A 21,777-nucleotide genomic window follows, 5' to 3' on the forward strand; every position below is an offset into this window, starting at 1 on the left:
TCATCATGACGACCGGGACCTTCGCCGAGCTCGTCGCTGCCGAGGACGTGCTCCTCTTCGTCAACGCGGCGGTCACCGCGACCGGCCAGCGCGAGTTCCACTCGGCCGCGGGCCGGCAGCAGCTCTCGCTGGACTTCCTGCACGAGTACGTACGGGTCAACTACCGCCGGGTGTACGCCGCCTCGCTCGCCCTGGACATCAACGACCACAACGCCGTGCGCATCGTGCAGGGGCTGCTGGAGTACGCCTCCGAGGCCTCGCCGGCAGAGAAGCGCGCCGAGGGCCGGCTGATCGCCGCCCGGCTGGCGAAGCTGCCGCCGCAGCGGGTCTACCGGCTCTTCCGCGGGCTGCGCACGGCCAAGGTCAACAACCGGCGCACCCGCGCGATCATGCGGGACTGGCTGGCCGCCCGGCCCGATCCGGCGCACGACGCGGTGAAGTACCGCGCGGGGCTGAGGACCGCGGTGCGCCACGCCCATCTCCCGCTCGACGACGGCGCCGCTCCGGCCGGTGAGCTGGGCGCCTTCCTCTTCCGGCCGGGGAAGCTGCCGCGCTACCGGCACGGGCTGCTCGACGCCTGGCGCCGCGCGCACTACGAGCAGGGCGCCGTCGCCGAGCTGCCGTTCACCGTCGCCGAGGGCTTCGCCGCCCGGCACGGCATGAAGCGTGCCGCGTTCCTGGAGCGGATGGCACCCCGGATGACGCGGCTGGAGCGGCTGCGCACGCAGGGGCAGCGGGGCGGGGCCGCCCCGCAGGAGCGTGCGGCGGGCACCGATCTGACCGTGATGCCGCTGACCCGGCTCGCGCTGTACGTCCTCTCCCTCGACGCGCCCGCACGTCTGCGTCACCGCGCGGAGCTGACGCTCGCCCTGCGCACCGCCGCCCGCCGCGCGGCGGGCCCGCACGCCGGGAGGTGGGGGCGGGTCGCCGCCGTGCTCGACGACAGCTACTCCTCGTCCGGCTCGGGCGAGAAGCGGCGCCGGCCGCTCGCCGTGGCGCTGGCCTGCCACTTCCTGCTGGAGGCACTCGCCGCGCCCGGCGCGTACGCCCCGCTGTGGACCAGCGGTGCGCGGGATCCGCTGCTGGTCAGGCCATGGGGGCCGACCCCGCTCGGCCTGCGGGTGCTGGACGCGCTGGAGCACGGTCCGGAGCGGCTGGTCATCGTCTCGGACGGCTGGGACAACGCCCCGCCGGGACTCGCGGGCGAGGTGCTGAGGGTGTGGCGGACCAGGCTCGATCCCGGCCGGAGCACCTCTGTGGTGCATGTGAACCCTGTATACGACGCGGACGGTTTCGACGTCCGGCGGCTGTCGCCGGGGGTGCCGACGGCCGGAATCCGGGACGCGGAGGACCTGCCGGCACTGGTGGAGATCGCGCAGTTCTCCGAGGGGCGCACCGGCCCCGCCGAGCTGTACGCGTACCTGGACCGGCAGGTCGCCCGGTTCGTGACCGCCGCCCCTTCGGGAGGACCGCTGTGAACAGGCTCGAACTGACCGGTCTCACCGCCGGCCCGTCGCAGGTGTGGGGCGGCATCCGGCTCGTACCTCTGGTCCGCGAGGCCCCCGTGGCCGGGCTCCGGCTGGGGCGGGAGGTCTACGAGGGGTACGGGAGCGGTGTGGTGGAGGTGGGTCCGCGGACGCACTACACCTCGTACATCCCGCACGGACTCGTCGCGGACTGGTCGGGCGAGGGCACGGACAGTGCCGCGTACGGGACGCAGCTGGCCGGCCGGGACGGGACCGGCTCCCCCGGCTCCCCGCCCAGGACGCTCACGCTGCCGCGCCACCGCCACCACCGGCTGGCCAAGCGGCAGCCCGGGAACCGGCTGCGCTTCCTGCCGCAGCACCTGGCGATGGAGGGTTATCTCGCGCTGCACTTCGGCGGGCCGTCGACCGCCTGGGAGGAGTGGTCGCGCCAGGCGCTGCGCGACGGGCTGTCGCCGCGCGAGGAGGACGCGTACCTGGGATGGTCGGTGCGCGGACTCGGCGACGCGCTGCGGACGTTCGAGATCCATCCCGGCCAGTGCGGGGTGATGGTGTACGCGGCCGACGCGCTCGCCGCCGCCTTCGTGGTGCCGCACCCCGACGACTACCGGCTGCTGCACCCGACGCTCGTCCAGGACCTGTACGGGGAGCTGGTCCACCAGTACGCGATGTACGGGGCGCCGGTCGCCGCGTTCGGGGCCCGGATCGCGGACGGCCCCCATATGACGCTCGCCGGTCTCCGGGCCGCCGCGCGGGGGCAGGAGCGGGCGTGGAGCGAGGCGCACGACACGCTCTTCGCCCGGGAGCTGCTGGACACCTCGTACGGCTTCGACCGGGTGTACCGCATGGGGTCGTTCACGCTGTGGCGGTTCCTGCCGCCGTTCCTGCGCAACGGGGGCGGGCAGCACATCGGCGAGACGATCACCGACCACAAGGGCCGGGTCGCCTATCTGAAGACGTTCCGGCTGTCCGAGGCGCAGATCAGGCGCGGTCACCTGCTCCGGCGGCTCGCCGACGCGGACTGGGAGCTGTCGCGCGCGGCCGTGGCCCTGGGCACCGGCGAGACGGAGCTGACGCGGCGGATCCGGGACGCCGGCTTCGAGTCGCTGCTGCGGGACCGAGGCCGGTAGGGCGCCCCACGACCGGCCCGTCTTCCGCAGGAAACCTCGGTAACACGGGGTTCACACGAGGGCAACGGTCGGGAAATCGCGTCTTGCGAAGCTGCGCTGCATAGACCGCAGCACCCCCAAAGGATGGCTTCCGTGACGTTCAAGGCTGAGTACATCTGGATCGACGGCACCGAGCCGACCGCCAAGCTCCGTTCCAAGACGAAGATCATGCCCGGTACCCCGTCGTCCGACGTGGCGGAGCTGCCCATCTGGGGCTTCGACGGGTCGAGCACCAACCAGGCCGAGGGCCACGCCTCCGACCGGGTGCTGAAGCCGGTCTTCACCTGCCCGGACCCGATCCGCGGCGGTGACGACGTCCTCGTGCTGTGCGAGGTCTTCCACATCGACATGACCCCGCACGAGACCAACACGCGGGCCGAGCTGCGTCCGGTCGCCGAGCAGTTCGCCGGCCAGGAGCCGATCTTCGGCATCGAGCAGGAGTACACCTTCTTCGACGGCCACCGGCCGCTCGGCTTCCCCGAGGGCGGCTTCCCGGCCGCGCAGGGCGGCTACTACTGCGGCGTCGGCGCGGACGAGATCTTCGGCCGTGAGATCGTCGAGAAGCACCTCGACAACTGCCTGAAGGCCGGTCTGGCCATCTCCGGCATCAACGCCGAGGTCATGCCCGGGCAGTGGGAGTTCCAGGTCGGACCGGTCTCGCCGCTGGAGGTCTCCGACCACCTGTGGATCGCGCGCTGGCTGCTGTACCGCACCGCCGAGGACTTCAACGTCTCCGCGACGCTGGACCCGAAGCCGGTCAAGGGCGACTGGAACGGGGCGGGCGCGCACACCAACTTCTCCACGAAGGCGATGCGCGAGGGCTACGAGGCGATCATCACCGCGGCCGAGTCGCTCGGTGAGGGCTCGAAGCCGATGGACCACGTCAAGAACTACGGCGCGGGCATCGACGACCGGCTGACCGGTCTGCACGAGACCGCCCCGTGGAACGAGTACAGCTACGGCGTCTCCAACCGCGGCGCCTCGGTCCGTATCCCGTGGCAGGTCGAGCAGGACCAGAAGGGCTACATCGAGGACCGCCGCCCGAACGCCAACGTCGACCCGTACGTCGTCACGCGGCTGATCGTCGACACCTGCTGCACCGCGCTGGAGAAGGCCGACCAGGTCTGATCCCGCCGCACCGTCCGTACGAAGGGCGCCCTCCGCTCGGCCGGTGGGCGCCCTTCGGCGTGCCCGGGGCGCGCTGCGTCCCCAAATCACCGGGTCCGAGGGCGGGTTGAGCGGCCGGGGCGAGGAACGTAACGCAAAAGGTCCGTATCGACGGGTGAGAGAGGACTGCTCGACCGTCGTGTTCTCTGGTTCAATGGGGGCATGGCCAGCATCCAGCACACCTCGACAGGTCGCAGCGACCTCGAGCCTTTCTGGCCTTCCCGTCAGCACCACGACTTCGACCGGGTGTGTTGCCGCGCGTTGAACGCGCTGGCCCTCTAAAGCCGCTCACCCCGGTCTTCGGTCCGCGCGCACGAAGCAAGTCCGTCCACAGACGACTCCCTCGCGCGAAAGAGCTGACCCTCATGGCGAACACTCGTACCTTCTCCGCCGCAGCCGCTGCCACCGCAGCGCCGTCGGCGACCGCTGCGGCCGCCTCCGCCCGTCCCCTGTCCCCCAACCGGCACCGGCTCCGGGCCGTTGATCCGGACGAGGTCGTCCAGCCGGCCGATGTCTCCGCGTTCCTGACCCCGGGCGCCACCTGGCTGCCCGCGCCCCAGCACACCGTGCCGGCGCTGCCGGGCCGGCCTCCGATGGTCGGATACCTGGTGCTCGTCCCGGCCGACCAGCAGCCGGCCCTCGCGGCCGCGGCCGCCGGGGTCGCCCGGGCCGGCCGGTTCGAGGTGCCGGAGACCCTGGACGACCGGGGTGCCGGTCCGGTCCGGATCGACTCCGTCCAGCGCACCGCCGCGGTGAACGGGAACACGCTCGACCTGACCTACCTGGAGTTCGAGCTCCTCGCCCATCTGGTGGCGCACCCGCACCGGGTGCACACCCGCGACCAGCTGGTCACCACGGTCTGGGGGTACGGGCACGTGGGCGACGGGCGCACCGTCGACGTCCATGTCGCCCGGCTGCGCCGCAAGCTGGGCGTCGAGCACCGCCGGTCGATCCAGACGGTGCGGCGCGTCGGTTACAAGTACGCACCCTGAGACGGGCCGGAGGGGCCCTGTTCCGGCACGTTCCGGAACAGGGCCCCTCCGTGTGTCCGGGGTCAGCCGTGCAGGCCCGTCCCCACCGGGGCGGCCGCGGGAGCGGGCGCCTGCTCCGGCTCCTCGTGGTCCAGGCTCGGCAGCCGGGACAGTCCGCGCGGGGTCCGCCAGTTCCGCTCGCCCAGCAGCGCCATCACGGAGGGCAGCAGGACCATCCGTACGATCGTGGCGTCCAGCAGCACCGCGACGGCCAGGCCGACGCCCATCTGCTGCATGTCCTGCATGGACAGCGTCCCGAAGACCGAGAACACCGCCACCATGATCACGGCCGCTCCGGTCACCGCACCGGCCGTGCGCCGGATGCCCTCGTCGATCGCGGCCCGGGTGGAGAGCCCGCGGCCGTGGGCCTCGCGGATCCGGGAGACCACGAACACGTGGTAGTCCATCGAGAGTCCGAACAGGACGACGAGGACGAACAGCGGCATCCAGGACTCGATCGCGCCGACCCCCTCCGAGCCGATCAGCGAGGCACCCCAGCCGTGCTGGAAGACCGCGGTCATCACGCCGTACGCGGCGGCCACCGAGAGCAGGTTGAGCAGGATCGCGGTGACGGCGATGACGTAGCTGCGGAAGCAGAACAGCATCAGCAGGAAGGTCACCGCGGTGATGAAGAGGAAGACGGGCAGGATGCCGGCCTTCAGCTGGTCGTTGAAGTCCGTGGACCCGGCCACCTCACCGGTCACGTACGCGTGGGCGCCCGTCCCTTCGAACGCGGCCGGCAGCTTCTTGTCGCGCAGTTCGGTCAGATCGTCCTCGCCGCGCGGCATCGGGATCTCGATCTCGGCGACGTTCTGCGCCCGGTGGACGGTCACCTGGTCGAAGCCGGCGAGTGCCTTGCGCACACCGGGTGCCTCGATGTCGTCCGCCTCGACGACGACCTGGGCCGGGGCCGGGCCGCCGGGGAAGGTGTCGCTGATGTGCCGGTAGGCGACCGAGAGCTGGGAGTCGGAGCCGAACTGCTTCTCCAGGCCCAGTTCCTCGGTCTTCATGCCGAGCGCGGGCGCGGCCAGCACGAGCAGGACGACCGCGGAGACGGCGGCGAAGAACTTCGGCCTGGCCAGGACCGGCCGCAGGAGCTTGCCGGCGAGGCGGCCGCTCTCCTTCTTGCCGCGCTTGTCGCGCCGGTTCAGCAGCGGTACGCGTCCGGCGTCGATCCGGTCGCCCAGCCAGGAGAGCAGCGCGGGCAGCACGGTCACGGAGCCCATCATGGCGATGAAGACCACGATGATCGTGGCGATGGCGAAGCCCTTGAACAGCAGCAGTCCGGACAGGAACATGCCGGCCATCGCGACCATGACGGTCAGCCCGGACACCAGCACGGACCGGCCGCTGGTCGCCGCGGCGATCCGCAGCGCCGTCTCCGCGTCGCGCCCCGCGGCCCGCTCGTCCCGCTCGCGCCGCAGGTAGAAGAGGCAGTAGTCGACGCCGACGGCGAAGCCCATCAGGAACATCACGGAGTACGTGGTCTGGAAGAGGTGCAGCTGGTGGCTGGCGAGCGACAGCAGACCGAAGGCGGCCATGCACGCGGTCAGGGCGAGCCCGACGGGCAGCAGCGCCGCGACGACGGCGCCGAAGGCGACCAGCAGGATGCCCAGGGCCAGGGGTACGGCGGTGAACTCGGCCTTCTGGAAGTCGTCGGTCAGCAGGTCACCGAGCCACTTCCCGGCACTGGCGTCCCCGAACTGGTGGACGGTGACGTCCGTCCGTTCCTTCTGCACCCCGGACACGGCGTCCAGGACGGGCTGCACCCGGTCGGACGCGGTGGCCGCCTCGCCCTTCATCTCGAAGGTGATCAGGGCGTCCTTGCCGTCCTCGGAGGCGACCGGCTTCGCGAGGCCGGTCACCTCACCGGTCTTCCCGAGGGCCGTGGTCAGCTGCTGGGCCGCGGTCCGCCAGCCGTCCGGCTCGGCCGACGACACCATGACCATCTCGCCCGCCCGGTGGCTGAGGCCGGCGTCGGAGAGGATCTGCTCGGCGCGGGCCGAGTCGCCGGCGCCGTTCTCCGCGTCGGTCATCTCGACCATGCCGGACGCACCGCCGATGCCCGCTGCGAGCACGACGAAGAGCAGCCAGCCGAGAATGGCCGTCTTGCGATGGTGTGCGCTCCACACACCGATGCGTGCCGCGAGATTACGCCTCATGGCGTGTTCGCCCCCTGTGTTGGACGTTGGACTGGACACCCATGAATCTAGGAATCCGGGGCCCGCCGCCCCAGCCGCCGAAGCCCCCTCTTCCCGCGACGTAGGGCGAGGTCGCGGGGGTGGCTGGGTACACCCCGCCCGGGTGGCGAAACGGCTGCCGCGGCGGTCGCGGGAGAGGACAGACTGGGCGGGAACCGGGGCTGACACGAGCACCGGCAAGGGAAGAGGGTCCGATATGAACAGGCCGACCGGACGGACAAGGGCCGCGCTGCTGGCCGCTGGGCGCGGGCTGGTGCTGTCGATCACCGCGTTGGCGGGGTCGGTCACGCTGTTCGTGCTGACGCTGGTCTCCATGGCCCTCATCCCGCTGGGTATCGGTCTCGTCACCACCCCCCAGATGCTGGCGGCGGTCCGCAAGCACGCCAACCAGCGGCGGCTGCTGGCCATCACCTGGTCGGACGTCCGCATCCCGGTCCCGTACCGGCCGCTGCCGAAGGATGTCCGCAGCGGTTTCACCGGGCAGGTGGAGCGGACCACGGTGATGCTGAAGGACCCGGCGACCTGGCGGGACATGCAGTGGCTGCTGGCCGATATGACGGCCGGCTCCGTGGTGGCGTTGCTGGCAGCAACGCTGATGATCTACCCGGTGGAGGGCTTCGTCCTGGCGGCCGGGCTGTGGCGGGTCTTCAGGGACGACACGTACTGGTACGCGTTCGTGCCGGTCGACAGCCAGGCGACGGCGCTCGTGGCCGCCGCGACCGGCGTGGCGTTCTTCGCGGTCGGTGTGGCGCTGAGCGAGCGGCTGCTGCGGACCCACTTCGTGATCGCGCGCTCGCTGCTGGCTCCGACGCACGAGCAGGAACTGGCCCTGCGCATCGACCGGCTGACCGAGACCCGGCACGAGGCGGTCGACACCGCCGCCTCGGAACTGCGCCGCATCGAACGGGATCTGCACGACGGGGCGCAGGCCCGGCTGGTCGCCATGGGCATGAATCTGGGCACCATCGAGGCGCTGATCGAGAAGGACCCGGCGCAGGCGAAGAAGCTGCTTGCGACGGCCCGCGAGTCGTCGGCGGAGGCGCTCACGGAACTGCGCGACCTGGTGCGGGGCATCCATCCGCCGGTTCTCGCCGAGCGTGGGCTCGGGGACGCGGTCAAGGCGCTGGCGCTGCGGCTGCCCATCCGGACCGAGGTCGATGTGGAGCTGAGCGGGCGTGCGGACGCCCCGGTCGAGTCGGCCGCGTACTTCGCGGTCAGTGAGCTCCTGACGAACGCGGCGAAGCACTCGGGCGCCGACAGGATCTGGGTGGACGTGCACGACGCCGACGGGCATCTGCGGATCTCCGTCACGGACAACGGAAAGGGCGGCGCCGAGACCGGAACGGGCTCGGGCCTGAGCGGAGTCGAACGCCGACTCGGTACATTCGACGGCATCATGGCCGTCAGCAGCCCCGCGGGCGGTCCCACCATGGTGACCATGGAGATCCCTTGCGAGTTGTCCTAGCCGAAGATCTCTTCCTGCTGCGCGACGGCCTGGTCCGCATGCTGGAGGCGTACGACTTCGAGATCGCGGCCGCCGTCGAGACCGGGCCCGAACTCACCAGAGCACTCGCCGAGTTGAAGCCGGACGTCGCTGTCGTCGACGTCCGGCTTCCGCCGTCCCACACGGACGAGGGGCTGCAGTGCGCGCTGGCCGCCCGGCGGGCCAGACCCGGCCTGCCGGTGCTCGTGCTCTCCCAGCACGTCGAGCAGTTGTACGCGCGCGAGCTGCTGGCGGACGGCAACGGTGCCATCGGTTATCTGCTCAAGGACCGGGTCTTCGACGCCGACCAGTTCATCGACGCGGTGCGCCGGGTCGCCGCCGGCGGCACCGCGATGGACCCGCAGGTCATCTCGCAGCTGCTGTCGCGGCGTTCGCAGGACAAGCCGATGGGCGGGCTGACGCCGCGCGAGCGGGAGGTCATGGAGCTGATGGCCCAGGGCCGTTCGAACGCGGCGATCGCCTCGCAGATGGTGATCACGGAGCGGGCGGTGGCCAAGCACACCTCGAACATCTTCGGGAAGCTCGGCCTGCCGCCGTCCGACGACGACAACCGCCGCGTTCTGGCCGTACTCGCCTACCTGGACCGCGGTTAGCGCGCGGTGGTGAGGTGCAGGGTGGTGGCGCCCAGGTGCGGCTTCGCCCTGGATTCCAGCACCTTGACCCGGACCGCGCCGGCCGTGACGGCCGCGGGCAGCGGCAGGATCCGCTCGTGCCCGATGGTGGTGCCCTCCGCGATCCGCTGCCACGTTCCGTCGATCCGGGCCTCGACCGCGAACTTCTCCACCCGCTGTCCGTGCCGGATGTCCTCGCGGACGGCGACCCGGTCGAAGGTGTACGGGCCGGGGCCCTGCTTGCGCACGTCGGTGCCGTAGACCCGGCGCACGTCGGCCCCGTAGGCGGTCAGGGACGCGACGTCAGCGGCGGCGATCCGGCCGTCCGGCGCGGGCGGGACGTTGAGCAGGAGCGAGGCGTTGCGGCCGACGCTCTTCTCGTACAGGTCCATCAGCTGCGCGGGGGTCTTGGGCTTCTCGTCGGGGTGGTAGAACCAGCCGGGCCGGTTGGAGACGTCGGCCTCGGCCGGGTACCACTGGAGGTAGTTGATGCCCGGTTCGAGGAGCCTGCCCCTGGACCCGATGTCGGGGTCGGTGGAGTCGTTGGGGAGGCTGCCGAGGCCCGTCCACGGGTCGGTGACGTGCGGGGTGACGCTCCACTCGGTCTCCCGGGCGACGCCTGACTCGTTCCCCACCCAGCGGACGCCCTGCGGGCCCTGGAAGACGACGGTGTTCGGCGACAGTGCCTTGACCATGTCGAACCACTGCTTGACGTCGTACTTCTGGGTGATGCCGGAGCCGGACCAGGGGTTGGCGCCGTCCAGCCAGAGCTCCTCGACCGGGCCGTACTGGGTGAAGATCTCGTACAGCTGGTTCAGGTAGTACGCGTCGTAGTCGTCGGCCTTCACCTTGAAGGTGGGCAGCTTGCCGCTCCGCACCCGGGCGGCACGGTCGTCACCGGGGACGAGGGTGGGGATGGTGCGCTCGGTGACGGCGCTGCCGTTGCCGAAGCGGCCCTGGCCGGCCGGGGCGCGGTCGCCGTCCTCCAGCGCCATCCGCTCGGGCAGGCTCAGCGGCTTGCCCTCGGCCTGCTTGGCGCGGATGGTCTCGACCCACTCGGCGTGCCAGGCGTGCGGGAGTTCGGCGCCGTCGGAGGGCGAGAGGTAGAGGCCGACCTTGAGGCCCGCCTTGCGGGCGGCCTTCACATAGGCGGCGACGACATCGGGGCTGCCGGGGCTGAGGGCGACCGAGTGATCGGTGTAGCGGCTCGGGTAGAGGACGAACCCGTCGTGGTGCTTGACCGTGAGCATGACCTGTTCGACGCCCGCGGCCTTGTAGGCGCGCATCCACTGGTCGGCGTCGATGCTCTTCGGCGCGAAGAGCTTCTCGTCCTCCGTGCCGGAACCCCACTCGCGGCCGGTGAAGGTGTTCATCCCGAAGTGCGTGAAGGCGGTGACCTCCCGCTGCTGCCAGGCGAGCTGTCCCGGTGTGGGGACGATGTTCGCCGCCTTCTCGATGATCCGGCCGGGGCTGTCGCAGGACTCGACGGTCATCTGCGAAGCGGGTCTCACGGGCGCGCCGCACGGAGCGGCCGACGGTCCGGTCCGGGCGTCCGCGGACTGCTGCGCCGTGGCCTGTACGGGGACGAGCGCGGCGGCCGCCGCCAGTGCGAGCGCGCTGAGCACATGGGTGCGTCGTGCCATGGTTCCCTCCCATTCCCGACCACGAGTGGTCGGATCTCTTGGGTGCCGACGCGTGCATGGTGTCGCAATGAGTGGCCCACGGGAAGGGTGTGCGCTACATACGTCCTATCTCTCGCCGCTAAAGTCCAAGCCCGGTCGCACCGTTCACCCGTTGAACCAGGCGGCCATGTCGAGCCGGAAGGCGTCCGGTCCCGCCATGGCGCGCAGGTCGGCCTCCATGGCGCGGACGCGCTCGGCCCCGAGCACCCGCATCCACTCGGCGCGCAGCCGGTCGAAGCCCTCGGCGGACCGGACCAGCATGTCGACGCCGCGCGGGGACAGCCGGACCAGCTTGCGGCGGCCGTCCTGCGGATCGTCGAGGCGTTCGACGTATCCGAGGGCTTCGAGCTTCTCGACGGTCTTCCCGGCGGCCTGTTTGGACACCCCCAGCCGCCGGCCGATCTCACTGGCGGTCGACCCGCCCCGGCCCACCGCCTGGAGCGCGTACCCGTACGCGGGACGCATGTCGGGGTGACCCTGCTCGGCCAGTTCGCGGTGCAGGCCGTCGATGACCGAACGGAATCCGGCGAAGAGCAGCAGGGGCAGCTCGAAGCCCGCCCCGTCATCGGCGGGGGCACCGTCCGCACGCTCAGCCATTGCGAAACTCGACAACCTGGTTTACCTTTTCGTCAATCACGTTGTCGAGTTTATCGCGAGAGGCCAGCCATGTCCGCCACCGCATTCCCCGATCTCACCCCCGCGTCCGCCCCCGCCGCCGCCCGTCCCGCCATGGCGGCCGTCGCCGAGAAGCAGGGCTACCTGCCCACCGCGGTCGCCCGGCTCGCCTCGTCCCCCGAGGTGCTCAACGGCTTCCTGAGGATGAGCGCGCTCTTCGAGTCGACGACCCTGGACCCGCTCTCCCGCGAGGTCCTGATCATGACGGTGGCGGTCCGCAACGGCTGCCACATCTGCGTGGCCATGCACACCGCGAAGCTCACCGCCCTCGCGGCCGACGCCGGCCTCATCACCGCTCTCCGCGACGGCACCGGCCCCCTCCCGGACGAACGGCTGGAGGCCGTCCGGCAGTTCACCCTCGCCGTCATCGCGACGAGCGGGGCCGTCGACGAGGCGACGCTCCAGTCCTTCCGCTCGCACGGGTACACCTCCCGCAACGCGCTGGAAGTGGTCCTGGGTATCGGCACCTACACCCTGTCGACCCTGGCCAACCGGATGACGGATGCCCCGATCGATCCCCAACTCGCGCAGTTCGCCTGATACTTGCCGACCAAGAATTCCGTGGCCCGTTGAACGGGACGCGGACCGGCGCCGTATGGAACATCACGCTTCTCCCCCGCGAAGCCTGAGGAGTCCGAGGAGTTCCATGGGACGCACATCGCGCAAGAAACGCTCCACCCTGGCCAACCGGGCGATCATCGCCTCGGCCGCACTGATCCTGGGCGGGGGTGGGCTGGCCGCGGTCAACGTCTACGCCTCTGCGGGCGAGGGCTCGTCCGGCCCGTCCCACAGCAGGAACTGGCAGCCGGTCCGGCAGGCGTCGACCATCGACTGCCCCGAGGTGGTCAACGAGATCCCCGAGGTTCCCGGTCCGGCCCGGACGGAGGTCGACCGTGAACTGGCCGCCATGGACACCCAGATCACCGACGCCTACCGGGAGTTCGCCGACCGCAGGGACAGCATGGCCCGGGATCCCGACCTCGCCCGGAACGCCGTGCTCGACCCGCTGAAGGCCCGGCGCACCGCCAGCATCGACCGCATCGTCACCGCGATCGGCCGGAGCGGCCAGCGCCCGCGAGGGCTCGGCTCACTGGCCCCGTGCAGCATGCGCGCGGACGACGAACCGCAGGCCCCCGGGCAGGAGGCGTCCCAGGACCCGTCGCAGAACCCCGGGAGCGACGGGCCCGACGACGGCCAGGGTCAGGACCAAGGACAAGACCAGGGCCAAGGTCAGGGACAGGACCAGGGCCAGACCGGCAACGGTCCCGAGGACTCCGACTTCGTCGACATCCAGTCCGTCCAGCCGAACGTCGACCGGCCGGCCCGGCTCCGCGGCGCCTCGCGCGGCACCTTCACCACCGAGTGCGGGCGCAACCAGAACGGGAAGTTCAACCCGGACAACGTCATCGCCGCGCCCGGCGTCAGCAACGGCGCCCACCACATGCACGACTACGTGGGCAACCAGGCCACCGACGCCTTCTCCGGCGACGACGACCTGGCGGCCGGTGACACCACCTGCCGCAACCAGGGCGACCGGTCGACGTACTACTGGCCCGTGCTCCGGCTTCAGGACGGCACGGCGGAGAACGACGCGGACGCCGACGGCGGCGGCAGGGACCAGAACACCGGGGCGATCCAGACGCCGTCCCAGGTCACGCTGAAGTTCGCCGGGAACCCCACCGGGAAGGTCACGGCCATGCCGCGCTTCCTGCGCATCATCACCGGCGACGCCAAGGCGCTCACCAACGGCGACGCCAATGCCAACGCCTCCTGGAGCTGCACCGGATTCGAGGACCGGCAGCTGAAGGACAAGTACCCGATCTGCCCGGAGGGCAGCCAGGTCGTGCGGTCCTTCGCCTTCCAGAGCTGCTGGGACGGACAGAACACCGACAGCGCGAACCACCGCACGCATGTGGCGTTCGCGCAGGACGACGGGCGGTGCCAGGACGGCTTCAAGGCCATCCCGCAGCTGGTCCAGCGCATCGTGTACGACGTGCCGCCGGGGCCGGGATTCGCCGTCGACTCCTTCCCGGAGCAGCTGCACAAGCCGGTCACCGATCACGGTGACTTCATCAACGTCTTCGACGACAAGCTGATGCGGAAGGTGGTGAGCTGCATCAACGACGGGCGCAAGTGCCGCTGAGGGCCACCGCGCCGGCGTACCGCCCTCCCGGCTCCCCCGCCTGCGCGGTCAGCTCCCGCGGTGACCGGAGTGTTCCGTCTCGCTCCCCCCACTGCCACCACTTCCCGAGTGGTGCGGCGAGGCGGTCTCCACCGTCCCCCCGAGCCGGCCGCGCAGTGCCGCGATCACCGTGGCGTCCGAGACGGCCACCCATCTGCGGCCGACCAGGTACGCGCCGCCGTAGTCGTTGGCCTCGTTGATCCACTCCCGCTGGCCGCGGTCGGTGGCGAAGGTGGCGAGGACGTACCGTCCGTCGTCCGTGGTGCAGTTGGCCTGCCGCAGCTCCTGGGCGTCGGTCTGGAGCTTCGGCTCGCAGTGGGCCCGGGCGGCGAGTTCCTCCAGGGTGCCGGTGGCGGTCGGCGGGATCTTCGTCCCGTCGCCGTCATCGGTGCATCCCGCGAGCAGGGCCAGACCGGCGCAGCCGGCCACGACGGCGGCGAGGCACCGCGCGTCCCGTATCCTTCGCGTCCCGCGCCGCATCACCATCCGGCCATCGTGCCGCGTCGGTGCACGTCCTGGCAGCCGAACGGGAGAAGGCCGGGATCGCCCCGGGCGGGGCAGGCCGTCGGCACTCCCCGGAGTGACCATCGCACGATTCGCTCGTTCTGCTGAATGTGCGCCCACTGCCAGAGGTACCGTCAGCCGTCGCCCCGGTCGATGCGGAGCACGGGGCCGCGCTGGTCGAGCACTACCCGCGGCTGGTCCGGCTCGGCTATCTGGTCCTGCCGCAGGCGCCGAGCCGCGGCCGGCGCGTCCTGGCCGCCCACGCCCTGGCGCAGCGGTCGCTCCAGGCGGCCCGCCGGGCCGGGCTCCCGGACGCCGGCGCCGTCCCGCCGCCCCGCCGTCCCGGACGCGCTGCGGTGGCCGATCCCGGCTACGCATACGTCCGGTTGCAGGTACTGCGCGGCGCGCTGGCCGCAGGGCGGCCGTTACGTCTGCGGGCCCGGCCGCACCGTGCCCAGTTGCCGCCCCTCCTTCCGCTGGTGTGGGGTCTCCGGCTGTTCCCGCACTCGGGCGGTGCCGATGAAATCGCCCTGGAGGAACGGCTTTCGGAGCTGAGCGGTGCGGGGCGTGCCGCGTTCGTGCTGCGGGGTCTGGAGGGGCTGGCGGACGGGGAGGTCCGGCGGGAGCTGGCGGATGCGGGGGTGGCCGATCCGCATGCGGCGCTGACGGAGGCGGACGGGGTGCAGGCGCCGTACGCGCTGCTGGGCTCGCCCGGGTTCGACCCGTGCTCGTTGCAGGCCCGGCCGCCGGATCTGCCGCGCCGCCGCAGATACGCCCGCGCGGCGCTGGCCGCCGTCGCAGCGCTGTTCGTGTGCGGGGCGCTGCTGGGTCTGCCCGGCGACGGCCTGGGCCGCGGCAGCCTGACCGCCCCGCCCTACGCACTCAACCCGGCCGCCGAACAGGCCCTGGACCCGGCAGCGCTGCGGGTGGTGCCGGCGACGTTCTGGGAGCGTTCGCCGCGCACCGACTTCACCGCCTGGCCCACCCGGGGCGACCGCACCGAGGACACCCGGCTGCTGCGGCGGGCGCTGACGGTGTGGGCGCGGCCCGGCGGCGGTGTGCGGACGTCGGCGACGCCGCGGACCCCGGTGGGACCGCCGATGGGGGCGCCGCAGCTGCTGTACGCGGGCGAGGTCGGGGCTTCGGCGGTCGTGCTGTTCCACGACGGGCTGCGCGTCGTGCGGTACGCGGAGGCGCGCAACGCCGATCCCGCGGAGGGGGCGGCCCTCGACTTCGCCCGGGTCGACGGGGCGGACGTCACCTCGGCGGGCGCCCTGGTCGTGGACCGGGCCCGGGACGGGGTCCGCTATCTGACGGCTCCCTGGGTGCGGCAGGTGCGGGTCCGGGATCTGCTCGCGCCGCAGCGGGCGCCGCACGCGCTGCACCGCTCCCCCGACGGGGTGACCGGCCCGCTGGCGGACCCGGCGGCCGGCTCCGGCTGCCGGTCCTGGAAGGCACTCGAACTGTCCGACGCCACGGCGGTGCGGCTGGTGACGGATCTCGGCGAACTCGCCCCGGCCCGGCTGACCTCGGGCCCGCCGGCGACACCGCACGACGTCTCGGGGCACGCGGAGCACGAGAGCTGGGCGCGGACCGCCTGCCTGCTGAAGGCGGTGCGCTCGCACGGTGTGCGGACGGTCAACTCCTGGACGTACGCGACGCAGTCGCTGCCCGAGGGCGGTGGTGCGGCCCAGTGGCTGTGCACCCGGGCGGAGACCTGGCGGGGCACCGGGAGCCGGGTCCTCGCCCAGTTCCAGGCCCCGTCCGCGCGGCCGCCCGGCAGCAGGCCGCCCGGGGCGGTCGCGGCGCGCGCCGAGGACTCCCCGGCGTGCGGGGCGCGTACGCCCCGGGTGCTGGCGGGCGTGCTGTGGAAGTCGCACGGCGGCCGGTGGTACGTACTCGCGGCGGGCAGCCGTCAGTTCACCTCCCTGACCACCTCGGGCGGGGTGGCGGGCCGCGCGCGGGGGCGGCTGCTCGCGGTGCCGGCCCGGGCGGGCGACCGGGCGCAGCTGAACGGGCGGCTGGCGGACGGCAGCCGGGTCGGGGCGCTGCACTGAACGCGGCCGAGCGGATGCCGCGGGGGCGGCCGGGGAGTCGTCCGGGATTTTCGGCGCACGCCCCTGTTCCCCGGGCTTACCCCTCAGTACATTGACAACATGTCTAACACGCAGCCAGCGGCGGTCGCGTCGGAGTGGACCCCGCTCAAGGCCCGCCGGGTCTCCTTCGCCTGGGACAGGACGCCCCTGCACTGGGTGCCCGGCGACCCGTTCACCACGCACACCATCAACGTGCTCCATCTGCTGCTCCCGGCGGGGGAACGCTGGTTCATCCACGTCTACCGCCAGGTGCTCCCGTACATCCACGACGAGCAACTGCGCCAGGACGTCATCGGGTTCATCGGGCAGGAGGCGATGCACTCCCAGGCCCACGACGACGTGCTGCCGCACCTGCGGGAGCTCGGGCTCGACCCGACGCCGTACACCGCGCAGATCGACTGGTTCTTCGAGAAGCTGCTCGGCGACCGGACGCTGCCGCCCGGCAGGGCGCGCAAGTGGTGGCTGATGGAACGGGTGGCGACGATCGCGGCGATCGAGCACTACACCGCGTTCCTCGGCGACTGGATCCTGAACGCCGACGCACTGGACCGGCGGGGCGCCGATCCCACCATGCTGGACCTGCTGCGCTGGCACGGCGCGGAGGAGGTCGAGCACCGCTCGGTCGCCTTCGACGTGTTCATGCACGTCGACGGCGGTTACCGGCGGCGGGTGCGAACCTGGGCGACGGCGTTCTCCGCGCTGGCCTTCCTCTGGCAGCGCGGCGCCCGGTTCTTCATGGAGAACGACCCGAGCCTGCTGGACGGCAAGGCGTCCTTCGGGCAGTTCTACCGCAGCGGCCGCCGCGGCACCCTGCCCAGCACCCCGTCGATGCTGCGGTCCATCCCGCGCTACCTGAGCCGCGGTTACCACCCCTCGCAGGAGGGCAGCACGGCGCAGGCCGTCGACTATCTCGCCCGTTCGCCCGCCGCGGTCGCGGCCGAGGCCCGTACGACGGAAGCCCGTTGACCATGCCGCGTTCCCTCCCTCTCCCCCTCCCCCGGCTGCGTACCGTCGTCGTGGTGGCCGGTGCCGCGCTGCTCGCCAGGCGGGCGATGCGCCGGCGCATCGAGGCGTCCCCGCTGTGGCCGCTGCCCGCGCTCGACGAGCCCGTCTCCGGCCATGCGCAACGCCGTTCCACCACCGGACGGCGGCTGCTGGTCACCGAGCGGACCGAGCCCGCGGACGGTGTCGTGCGGCTCCGTCTGGAGGGCCCGGACCTGCCGTCCTGGCAGCCGGGCGCGCATCTGGACCTGGTGCTGCCGTCCGGTCTGGTCCGTCAGTACTCGCTGTGCGGCGACCCGGCCGACACCGGCGCGTACACGGTGGCGACCCGGCTGGCCGAGGACGGCCGCGGCGGCTCCCGCGAGGTGCACGCCCTGCTCCACGAGGGCCAGGAGGTCGAGGTGCGCGGCCCGCGCAACCGTTTCCCGCTGGCCGACGCCCCCGCGTACCTCCTCGTCGCGGGCGGGATCGGCATCACCCCGATCCTGCCGATGCTGCACGCTCTCGCCGCTTCCGGCGCCGACTGGCGGCTGCTGTACGGGGGCCGCAGCCGGGCGACCATGCCGTTCCTGGCGGAGATCGAGAAGCTGGGCGCCGACGGCGGCCGGGTCACGGTCGTCCCGCAGGACGAGGCGGGCCACCCCGACATCGCGGCGGCCCTCGCGGACACGGCCGAGGGCACGGCGGTCCACTGCTGCGGTCCGGAGCCCCTGATGGACGCGGTCGCCGCGGCGCTGCCGCCCGGCCGCACCCTGCACCTGGAGCGGTTCGCCGCGACGGGCCCGGACGCGGCGGGTTCGCCGCCCTTCGAGGTGGAGCTGCGCCGCTCGGGCCGCACGGTCCCGGTCGCGGCCGGCCAGTCGGTGCTCGCCGCGGTGCGCGCGGAGCTTCCGCATGTGGCGTACTCCTGCGAACAGGGCTTCTGCGGTACGTGCCAACAGCGCGTCCTGGAGGGCGACATCGAGCACCGTGACGATCTCCTGTCGGACGCGGAGCGGCGCGACGCGATGCTGATCTGCGTGTCACGGTGCCGGGGCGAGCGGCTGGTGCTGGACCTCTAGACGGACGCCGGACCTGCCGGTCGGTACCCTGTTCCACATGACGACCGGGGTGCGGCGCAGGATGGGCGTCGAGGAGCGCAGACAGCAGCTGATCGGTGTCGCGCTGGAGTTGTTCAGTCACCGGTCCCCGGACGAGGTGTCGATCGACGAGATCGCCGCCGCCGCCGGGATCTCCCGGCCGCTGGTCTACCACTACTTCCCGGGCAAGCAGAGCCTGTACGAGGCCGCGCTGCGCCGGGCCGCCGACGAGTTGGCGGCCCGGTTCCTGGAACCCCGCGAAGGCCCGCTGGGCGCACGGCTGTTGCGGGTGATGCAGCGGTTCTTCGACTTCGTCGACGACCACGGGCCCGGCTTCGCCGCGCTGATGCGGGGCGGACCCGCGGTGGGCTCCTCGACGGCGAACGCGATGATCGACGGAGTGCGCCAGGCGGCCTGCGAACAGATCCTGGCCCACCTCGGTGTCGAGGAACCCCCGGCCCGGCTGGAGCTGGTGGTCAGGTCCTGGGTCTCGCTCGCCGAGTCGACGGCGCTGATCTGGCTGGACGGGCGGCGCATCCCGCGGGCCGAGCTGGAGATGCAGCTCGTCCACGACTTCGCGGCGCTGGCCGCGGTGAGCGCCGCGTACAACGAGGAGATGGCCGGTGTCGTGCTGCGGGTCCTCGCGCAGGAGCCGGCCGACGGGCCGTTCGGAGAGCTGCTGACGCGGCTCTCCTCGCTGGCACCCGCCGTGCCGGCCGTGCCCCCGCAGCGGCTGCGGTAGCGCGGCGCCCTCCCCCGGGTCTCAGTTCTTGCGGTAGGACGGGTTGAGGTCGCGGGTCTCGGCCGAGAGGTGGAGCGTCAGCCCGTCGGCCGGCCGGATGTGCGCGGCCAGCAGCTCCACCACGGACTCGGTGAGCTGCGCCCGGATCTCGGGGGTGCGGCCGGGCAGCAGCGCGATGTCGACGTGCACGATCGCGTCGCCGGCGGGGGCGTCCGCGACCACCGTCTCCTCGACCCGGCGGAAGCGGGTCTTGCAGGCGGCGATCTTGGTGGTGACGGTCTCGGCGATCAGCGGGTGCAGCGCGCCCGCGAAGCCGGGACGGTCGAAGGTGTCGTCGAGCTCGGCGGAGTAGTCGACGGTGATCTGCGGCATGGCGGGCTCCTGAACAGGCGTGGAAGGCTTGGTGGCCCCCACCCTTCCCGCACGGGGGAACACGCACAAGCGGGATTCACCAGGGGCTGTCCCGCAATCCCTGGCGGGCGCACGGAATGGCGGGACAGCCCTCAGGCGAGAAGTTCGCCGTGGAGGGCGAGGGCGAGGCCCGCCTCCGCGCTGTCGGCTCGGCCCCGTTCGAAGGCGCGCCGGTACGCGGCGTCGCCGATGGCCGCGCGTGCCTGGCGTTCGCAGGCCTCGCGCAGCGGGCCCAGCTCCGGGGTGCCGCGCTGGGGGTGGCCGACCATCCGCCAGTAGACCTGCCCGGTGCCGTACACCCGGGCGGCGTGGGCACCCTCGCCCTGGGCGGCGATTGCGGCCGCCAGGAGGTCCAGGCCGAGCGCGATGCCGAAGCTGTCGCGGAGCCGGTGCTTGCCCGTGAGCATCGACCGGGCGTGCGCGGCGGCCGCCTCGGCACGGTCCTGGAGCAGGGCGATCAGGGCGAGCTGGTAGTCGACGTAACTGAGCGTCCAGCACTCGTCCTTGGCCTCGCAGGCAGCGCGCAGGACGACGGCCGCCTCGGCCGCCTCGTCCAGCCGGCCCAGTCCGGTGAGGGCGAAGACGGTGATCAGGTGGCAGCGCAGCCGGTAGGCGGATTCGAGCGGGGTGCCGGCCCCGGTGGTGCCCAGCACCCGGTCGACCTCGTGCAGCCCCTTGTCCGGCTCGCCGGTCATCAGATGGGTGAGCCCGCGCAGATAGGCGGCGGCCAGGATGCCTTCGTCGGTCCCGTCGTCGGCGGCGGCCCGGACGCACTCCTCGCCGATCCGCTCGGCGGCCGGGTAGTCGCCCTGGAGCATCACGCAGATGCCGAGCACCCACAGGACGCGGGTGCGGTGGGGGCCGGCGGCCGGTCCGGCGTCCAGGGCACGCTGCGCGTAGCCGCGGGTCTGCGGGAGGTGGCCGCAGCAGCACCAGAAGAAGCCGATCCGGCCGGCCATCTCCTGAGCCGCGGAGGTGTCGTGGGCGAGGAGGTGGTCCAGGGCGGCGCACAGGTCGGCGTGCGACTCGGCGATGCGGTGGTACCAGAGGATCTGGTCGTCGCCGGTCCAGCCCGCGTGGGCGTTGCGGGCCAGCTGGAGGAAGCAGGCCGCGTGCCGGTCGGCGGCCGCGCGCTCCTCGCCGAGTTCGGCGAGCCACATCCGGCCGTACTCGCGCAGGGTGTCCAGCATGCGGTGGCGTACGCCGTCGTGGGCGACGACCGACTTGGCGACCAGCCCGCGCAGCGCTGTCCGTACGCCGTCGGCGGTGAGCGGTCCCCCGGTGCAGACGGCGACGGCCGTGTCGGCGTCGAAGTCGCCGCGCAGCACGACGAGCCGGGCCCAGAGCAGCCGTTCCTTCGGGGTGCACAGTTCGTGGGACCAGCCGATGGTGGTGCGCAGGGTGCGGTGGCGCGGCGGCCGGAGCGTGGCGTCGGCGAACATGTCGAGGCGCGAGCCGAGCCGGGTGGCGATCTCCTCGGCGCTGCGGCGCCCGACGGCCGCGGCGGCGAGCTCGATGGCGAGGGGGATGCCTTCGAGGCGGCGGCAGATCTCGGCGGCGGCCGTGACGGTGCCGGGTTCGTCGAGGGTGCCGGGGGCGGCGGCCTCGGCACGGTCCCGGAACAGGGCGAGGGCGTCGGCGGTGCCCTCCACGGGCAGCGGCTCCACCTCGACGAGCTGTTCGCCCTTCATGTCCAGGGGCTGCCGGCTGGTGACGAGGACGGTGAGTCCCGGCGAGGTGGTGAGGATCTCCCCGAGGAGGTGCGCGCAGGCGGGGCGCAGATGTTCGCAGGAGTCCAGGACGAGCAGGAGGTGTTTGTCGGCGAGCCATTCGCACAGCACGTCGATGGGCATCCGCAGGGTGTGGTCGCTGAGGCCGACGGCGTCGGAGACGGTGGCGAGGAGCAGTTCGTCTCCGTGGAGGGGGGCGAGGTCGGCCCAGCGGACGCCGTCGCGGTATCCGGCGTCCGCGCGCCCGGCCGCGCGGACGGCCAGCCGGGTCTTGCCGACCCCGCCGGTGCCGGTGAGGGTGGTCAGCCGGCTCGTGGCGAGGGCGTGTTCGATCCGGTCGAGCTCCGCCTCCCGTCCGACGAAGCTGGTGGTCTCCTCGGGGATGTTGCTCAACATCGTCACCGTCGCTGAACAGGTGGAGGCCGGCCCCGGCCCCCGTGCCCCGTACGGCACCCGCCGGCGACGGCCGACGCGGGGTGCGTACGGGGCGGGGGGCCGGGACCGGCC

At 72.5% G+C, this 21,777-nt stretch carries 18 protein-coding genes; 12 read left to right on the forward strand and 6 right to left on the reverse strand.

What is annotated here, in order from left to right; genetic code table 11:
- The first annotated feature begins 5 nt into the window (after positions 1 to 5).
- The 4 genes from OG408_RS11400 to OG408_RS11415 all read left to right on the forward strand — a co-directional run bounded on the left by OG408_RS11400 (position 6) and on the right by OG408_RS11415 (position 4,812).
- Positions 6 to 1,478, forward strand: coding sequence for a hypothetical protein (locus tag OG408_RS11400; protein WP_326669666.1), 1,473 nt, complete (start codon positions 6 to 8; stop codon positions 1,476 to 1,478).
- Entirely contained in the window at positions 1,475 to 2,614 is a 1,140-nt protein-coding gene (locus tag OG408_RS11405; protein ID WP_266777946.1) for an ARPP-2 domain-containing protein, read from the forward strand. Before OG408_RS11400 ends, OG408_RS11405 begins: the two co-directional genes overlap by 4 nt.
- A 132-nt stretch (positions 2,615 to 2,746) precedes the next feature.
- Positions 2,747 to 3,781, forward strand: coding sequence for a glutamine synthetase (gene glnII / locus OG408_RS11410; RefSeq protein WP_266777948.1), 1,035 nt, complete (start codon positions 2,747 to 2,749; stop codon positions 3,779 to 3,781).
- Between the two features lie 404 nt (positions 3,782 to 4,185).
- Complete coding sequence (locus tag OG408_RS11415) at positions 4,186 to 4,812, forward strand: winged helix-turn-helix domain-containing protein (protein WP_266777950.1); 627 nt, start codon at positions 4,186 to 4,188, stop codon at positions 4,810 to 4,812.
- A gap of 62 nt (positions 4,813 to 4,874) precedes the next feature.
- Here OG408_RS11415 and OG408_RS11420 read toward each other — a convergent pair whose 3' ends face one another.
- Entirely contained in the window at positions 4,875 to 7,013 is a 2,139-nt protein-coding gene (locus OG408_RS11420) for an MMPL family transporter (RefSeq protein ID WP_285565173.1), read from the reverse strand.
- 235 nt (positions 7,014 to 7,248) lie between these two features.
- On the opposite strand from OG408_RS11420, the gene OG408_RS11425 reads away from it, so the two are divergent.
- Together OG408_RS11425 and OG408_RS11430 are read left to right on the forward strand one after the other, a co-directional pair.
- Positions 7,249 to 8,517, forward strand: a complete 1,269-nt coding sequence (locus OG408_RS11425; protein WP_326669669.1) for a sensor histidine kinase — start codon at positions 7,249 to 7,251, stop codon at positions 8,515 to 8,517.
- Positions 8,502 to 9,149 carry a LuxR C-terminal-related transcriptional regulator gene (locus OG408_RS11430; protein WP_266777956.1) on the forward strand — a complete coding sequence of 216 codons (648 nt, stop codon included), beginning with the start codon at positions 8,502 to 8,504 and terminating at the stop codon, positions 9,147 to 9,149. The genes OG408_RS11425 and OG408_RS11430 overlap by 16 nt, the downstream gene beginning before the upstream one ends.
- Here the strand turns inward: OG408_RS11430 and OG408_RS11435 are convergent.
- A complete protein-coding gene (locus tag OG408_RS11435) occupies positions 9,146 to 10,810 on the reverse strand; it encodes an alpha-L-fucosidase (protein ID WP_326669672.1) in 1,665 nt (554 codons plus the stop codon). The two genes, OG408_RS11430 and OG408_RS11435, sit on opposite strands and share 4 nt — an antisense overlap.
- A 144-nt stretch (positions 10,811 to 10,954) precedes the next feature.
- Positions 10,955 to 11,446, reverse strand: a complete 492-nt coding sequence (locus OG408_RS11440; RefSeq protein WP_266777963.1) for a MarR family winged helix-turn-helix transcriptional regulator — start codon at positions 11,444 to 11,446, stop codon at positions 10,955 to 10,957.
- Positions 11,447 to 11,515: 69 nt separating this feature from the next.
- Here OG408_RS11440 and OG408_RS11445 point away from each other — a divergent pair, with 69 nt between their 5' ends.
- Positions 11,516 to 12,064 (forward strand): carboxymuconolactone decarboxylase family protein, encoded by a 549-nt coding sequence (locus OG408_RS11445; protein ID WP_285565176.1) that lies wholly within the window; start codon positions 11,516 to 11,518, stop codon positions 12,062 to 12,064.
- Between the two features lie 106 nt (positions 12,065 to 12,170).
- The gene (locus OG408_RS11450) at positions 12,171 to 13,667 is read left to right on the forward strand and encodes a DUF1996 domain-containing protein (RefSeq protein WP_326669676.1); all 1,497 of its coding nucleotides are present in this window, start codon (positions 12,171 to 12,173) and stop codon (positions 13,665 to 13,667) included.
- Between the two features lie 48 nt (positions 13,668 to 13,715).
- Here OG408_RS11450 and OG408_RS11455 read toward each other — a convergent pair whose 3' ends face one another.
- The gene (locus tag OG408_RS11455) at positions 13,716 to 14,192 is read right to left on the reverse strand and encodes a hypothetical protein (RefSeq protein WP_266777970.1); all 477 of its coding nucleotides are present in this window, start codon (positions 14,190 to 14,192) and stop codon (positions 13,716 to 13,718) included.
- Positions 14,193 to 14,320: 128 nt separating this feature from the next.
- Between OG408_RS11455 and OG408_RS11460 the strand changes: the two genes are divergently transcribed.
- From OG408_RS11460 to OG408_RS11475, 4 genes are all read left to right on the forward strand, one after another.
- Positions 14,321 to 16,267, forward strand: a complete 1,947-nt coding sequence (locus OG408_RS11460; RefSeq protein WP_326669679.1) for a hypothetical protein — start codon at positions 14,321 to 14,323, stop codon at positions 16,265 to 16,267.
- A 99-nt stretch (positions 16,268 to 16,366) separates the two neighbouring features.
- Positions 16,367 to 17,272, forward strand: coding sequence for a metal-dependent hydrolase (locus OG408_RS11465; RefSeq protein WP_266777974.1), 906 nt, complete (start codon positions 16,367 to 16,369; stop codon positions 17,270 to 17,272).
- Positions 17,273 to 17,274: 2 nt separating this feature from the next.
- Positions 17,275 to 18,369, forward strand: a complete 1,095-nt coding sequence (locus OG408_RS11470) for a PDR/VanB family oxidoreductase (RefSeq protein ID WP_285565180.1) — start codon at positions 17,275 to 17,277, stop codon at positions 18,367 to 18,369.
- 37 nt (positions 18,370 to 18,406) lie between these two features.
- Entirely contained in the window at positions 18,407 to 19,129 is a 723-nt protein-coding gene (locus OG408_RS11475) for a TetR/AcrR family transcriptional regulator (RefSeq protein WP_285565181.1), read from the forward strand.
- Between the two features lie 21 nt (positions 19,130 to 19,150).
- On the opposite strand, the gene OG408_RS11480 is transcribed toward OG408_RS11475, so the two are convergent.
- Positions 19,151 to 19,501 carry a 5-carboxymethyl-2-hydroxymuconate Delta-isomerase gene (locus OG408_RS11480; RefSeq protein ID WP_326669682.1) on the reverse strand — a complete coding sequence of 117 codons (351 nt, stop codon included), beginning with the start codon at positions 19,499 to 19,501 and terminating at the stop codon, positions 19,151 to 19,153.
- A 131-nt stretch (positions 19,502 to 19,632) separates the two neighbouring features.
- Complete coding sequence (locus OG408_RS11485) at positions 19,633 to 21,666, reverse strand: ATP-binding protein (RefSeq protein ID WP_326669684.1); 2,034 nt, start codon at positions 21,664 to 21,666, stop codon at positions 19,633 to 19,635.
- Positions 21,667 to 21,777 lie beyond the last annotated feature (111 nt).

Source organism: Streptomyces sp. NBC_01257 (assembly GCF_035917255.1).
In the GTDB taxonomy this organism is placed as follows: domain Bacteria; phylum Actinomycetota; class Actinomycetes; order Streptomycetales; family Streptomycetaceae; genus Streptomyces.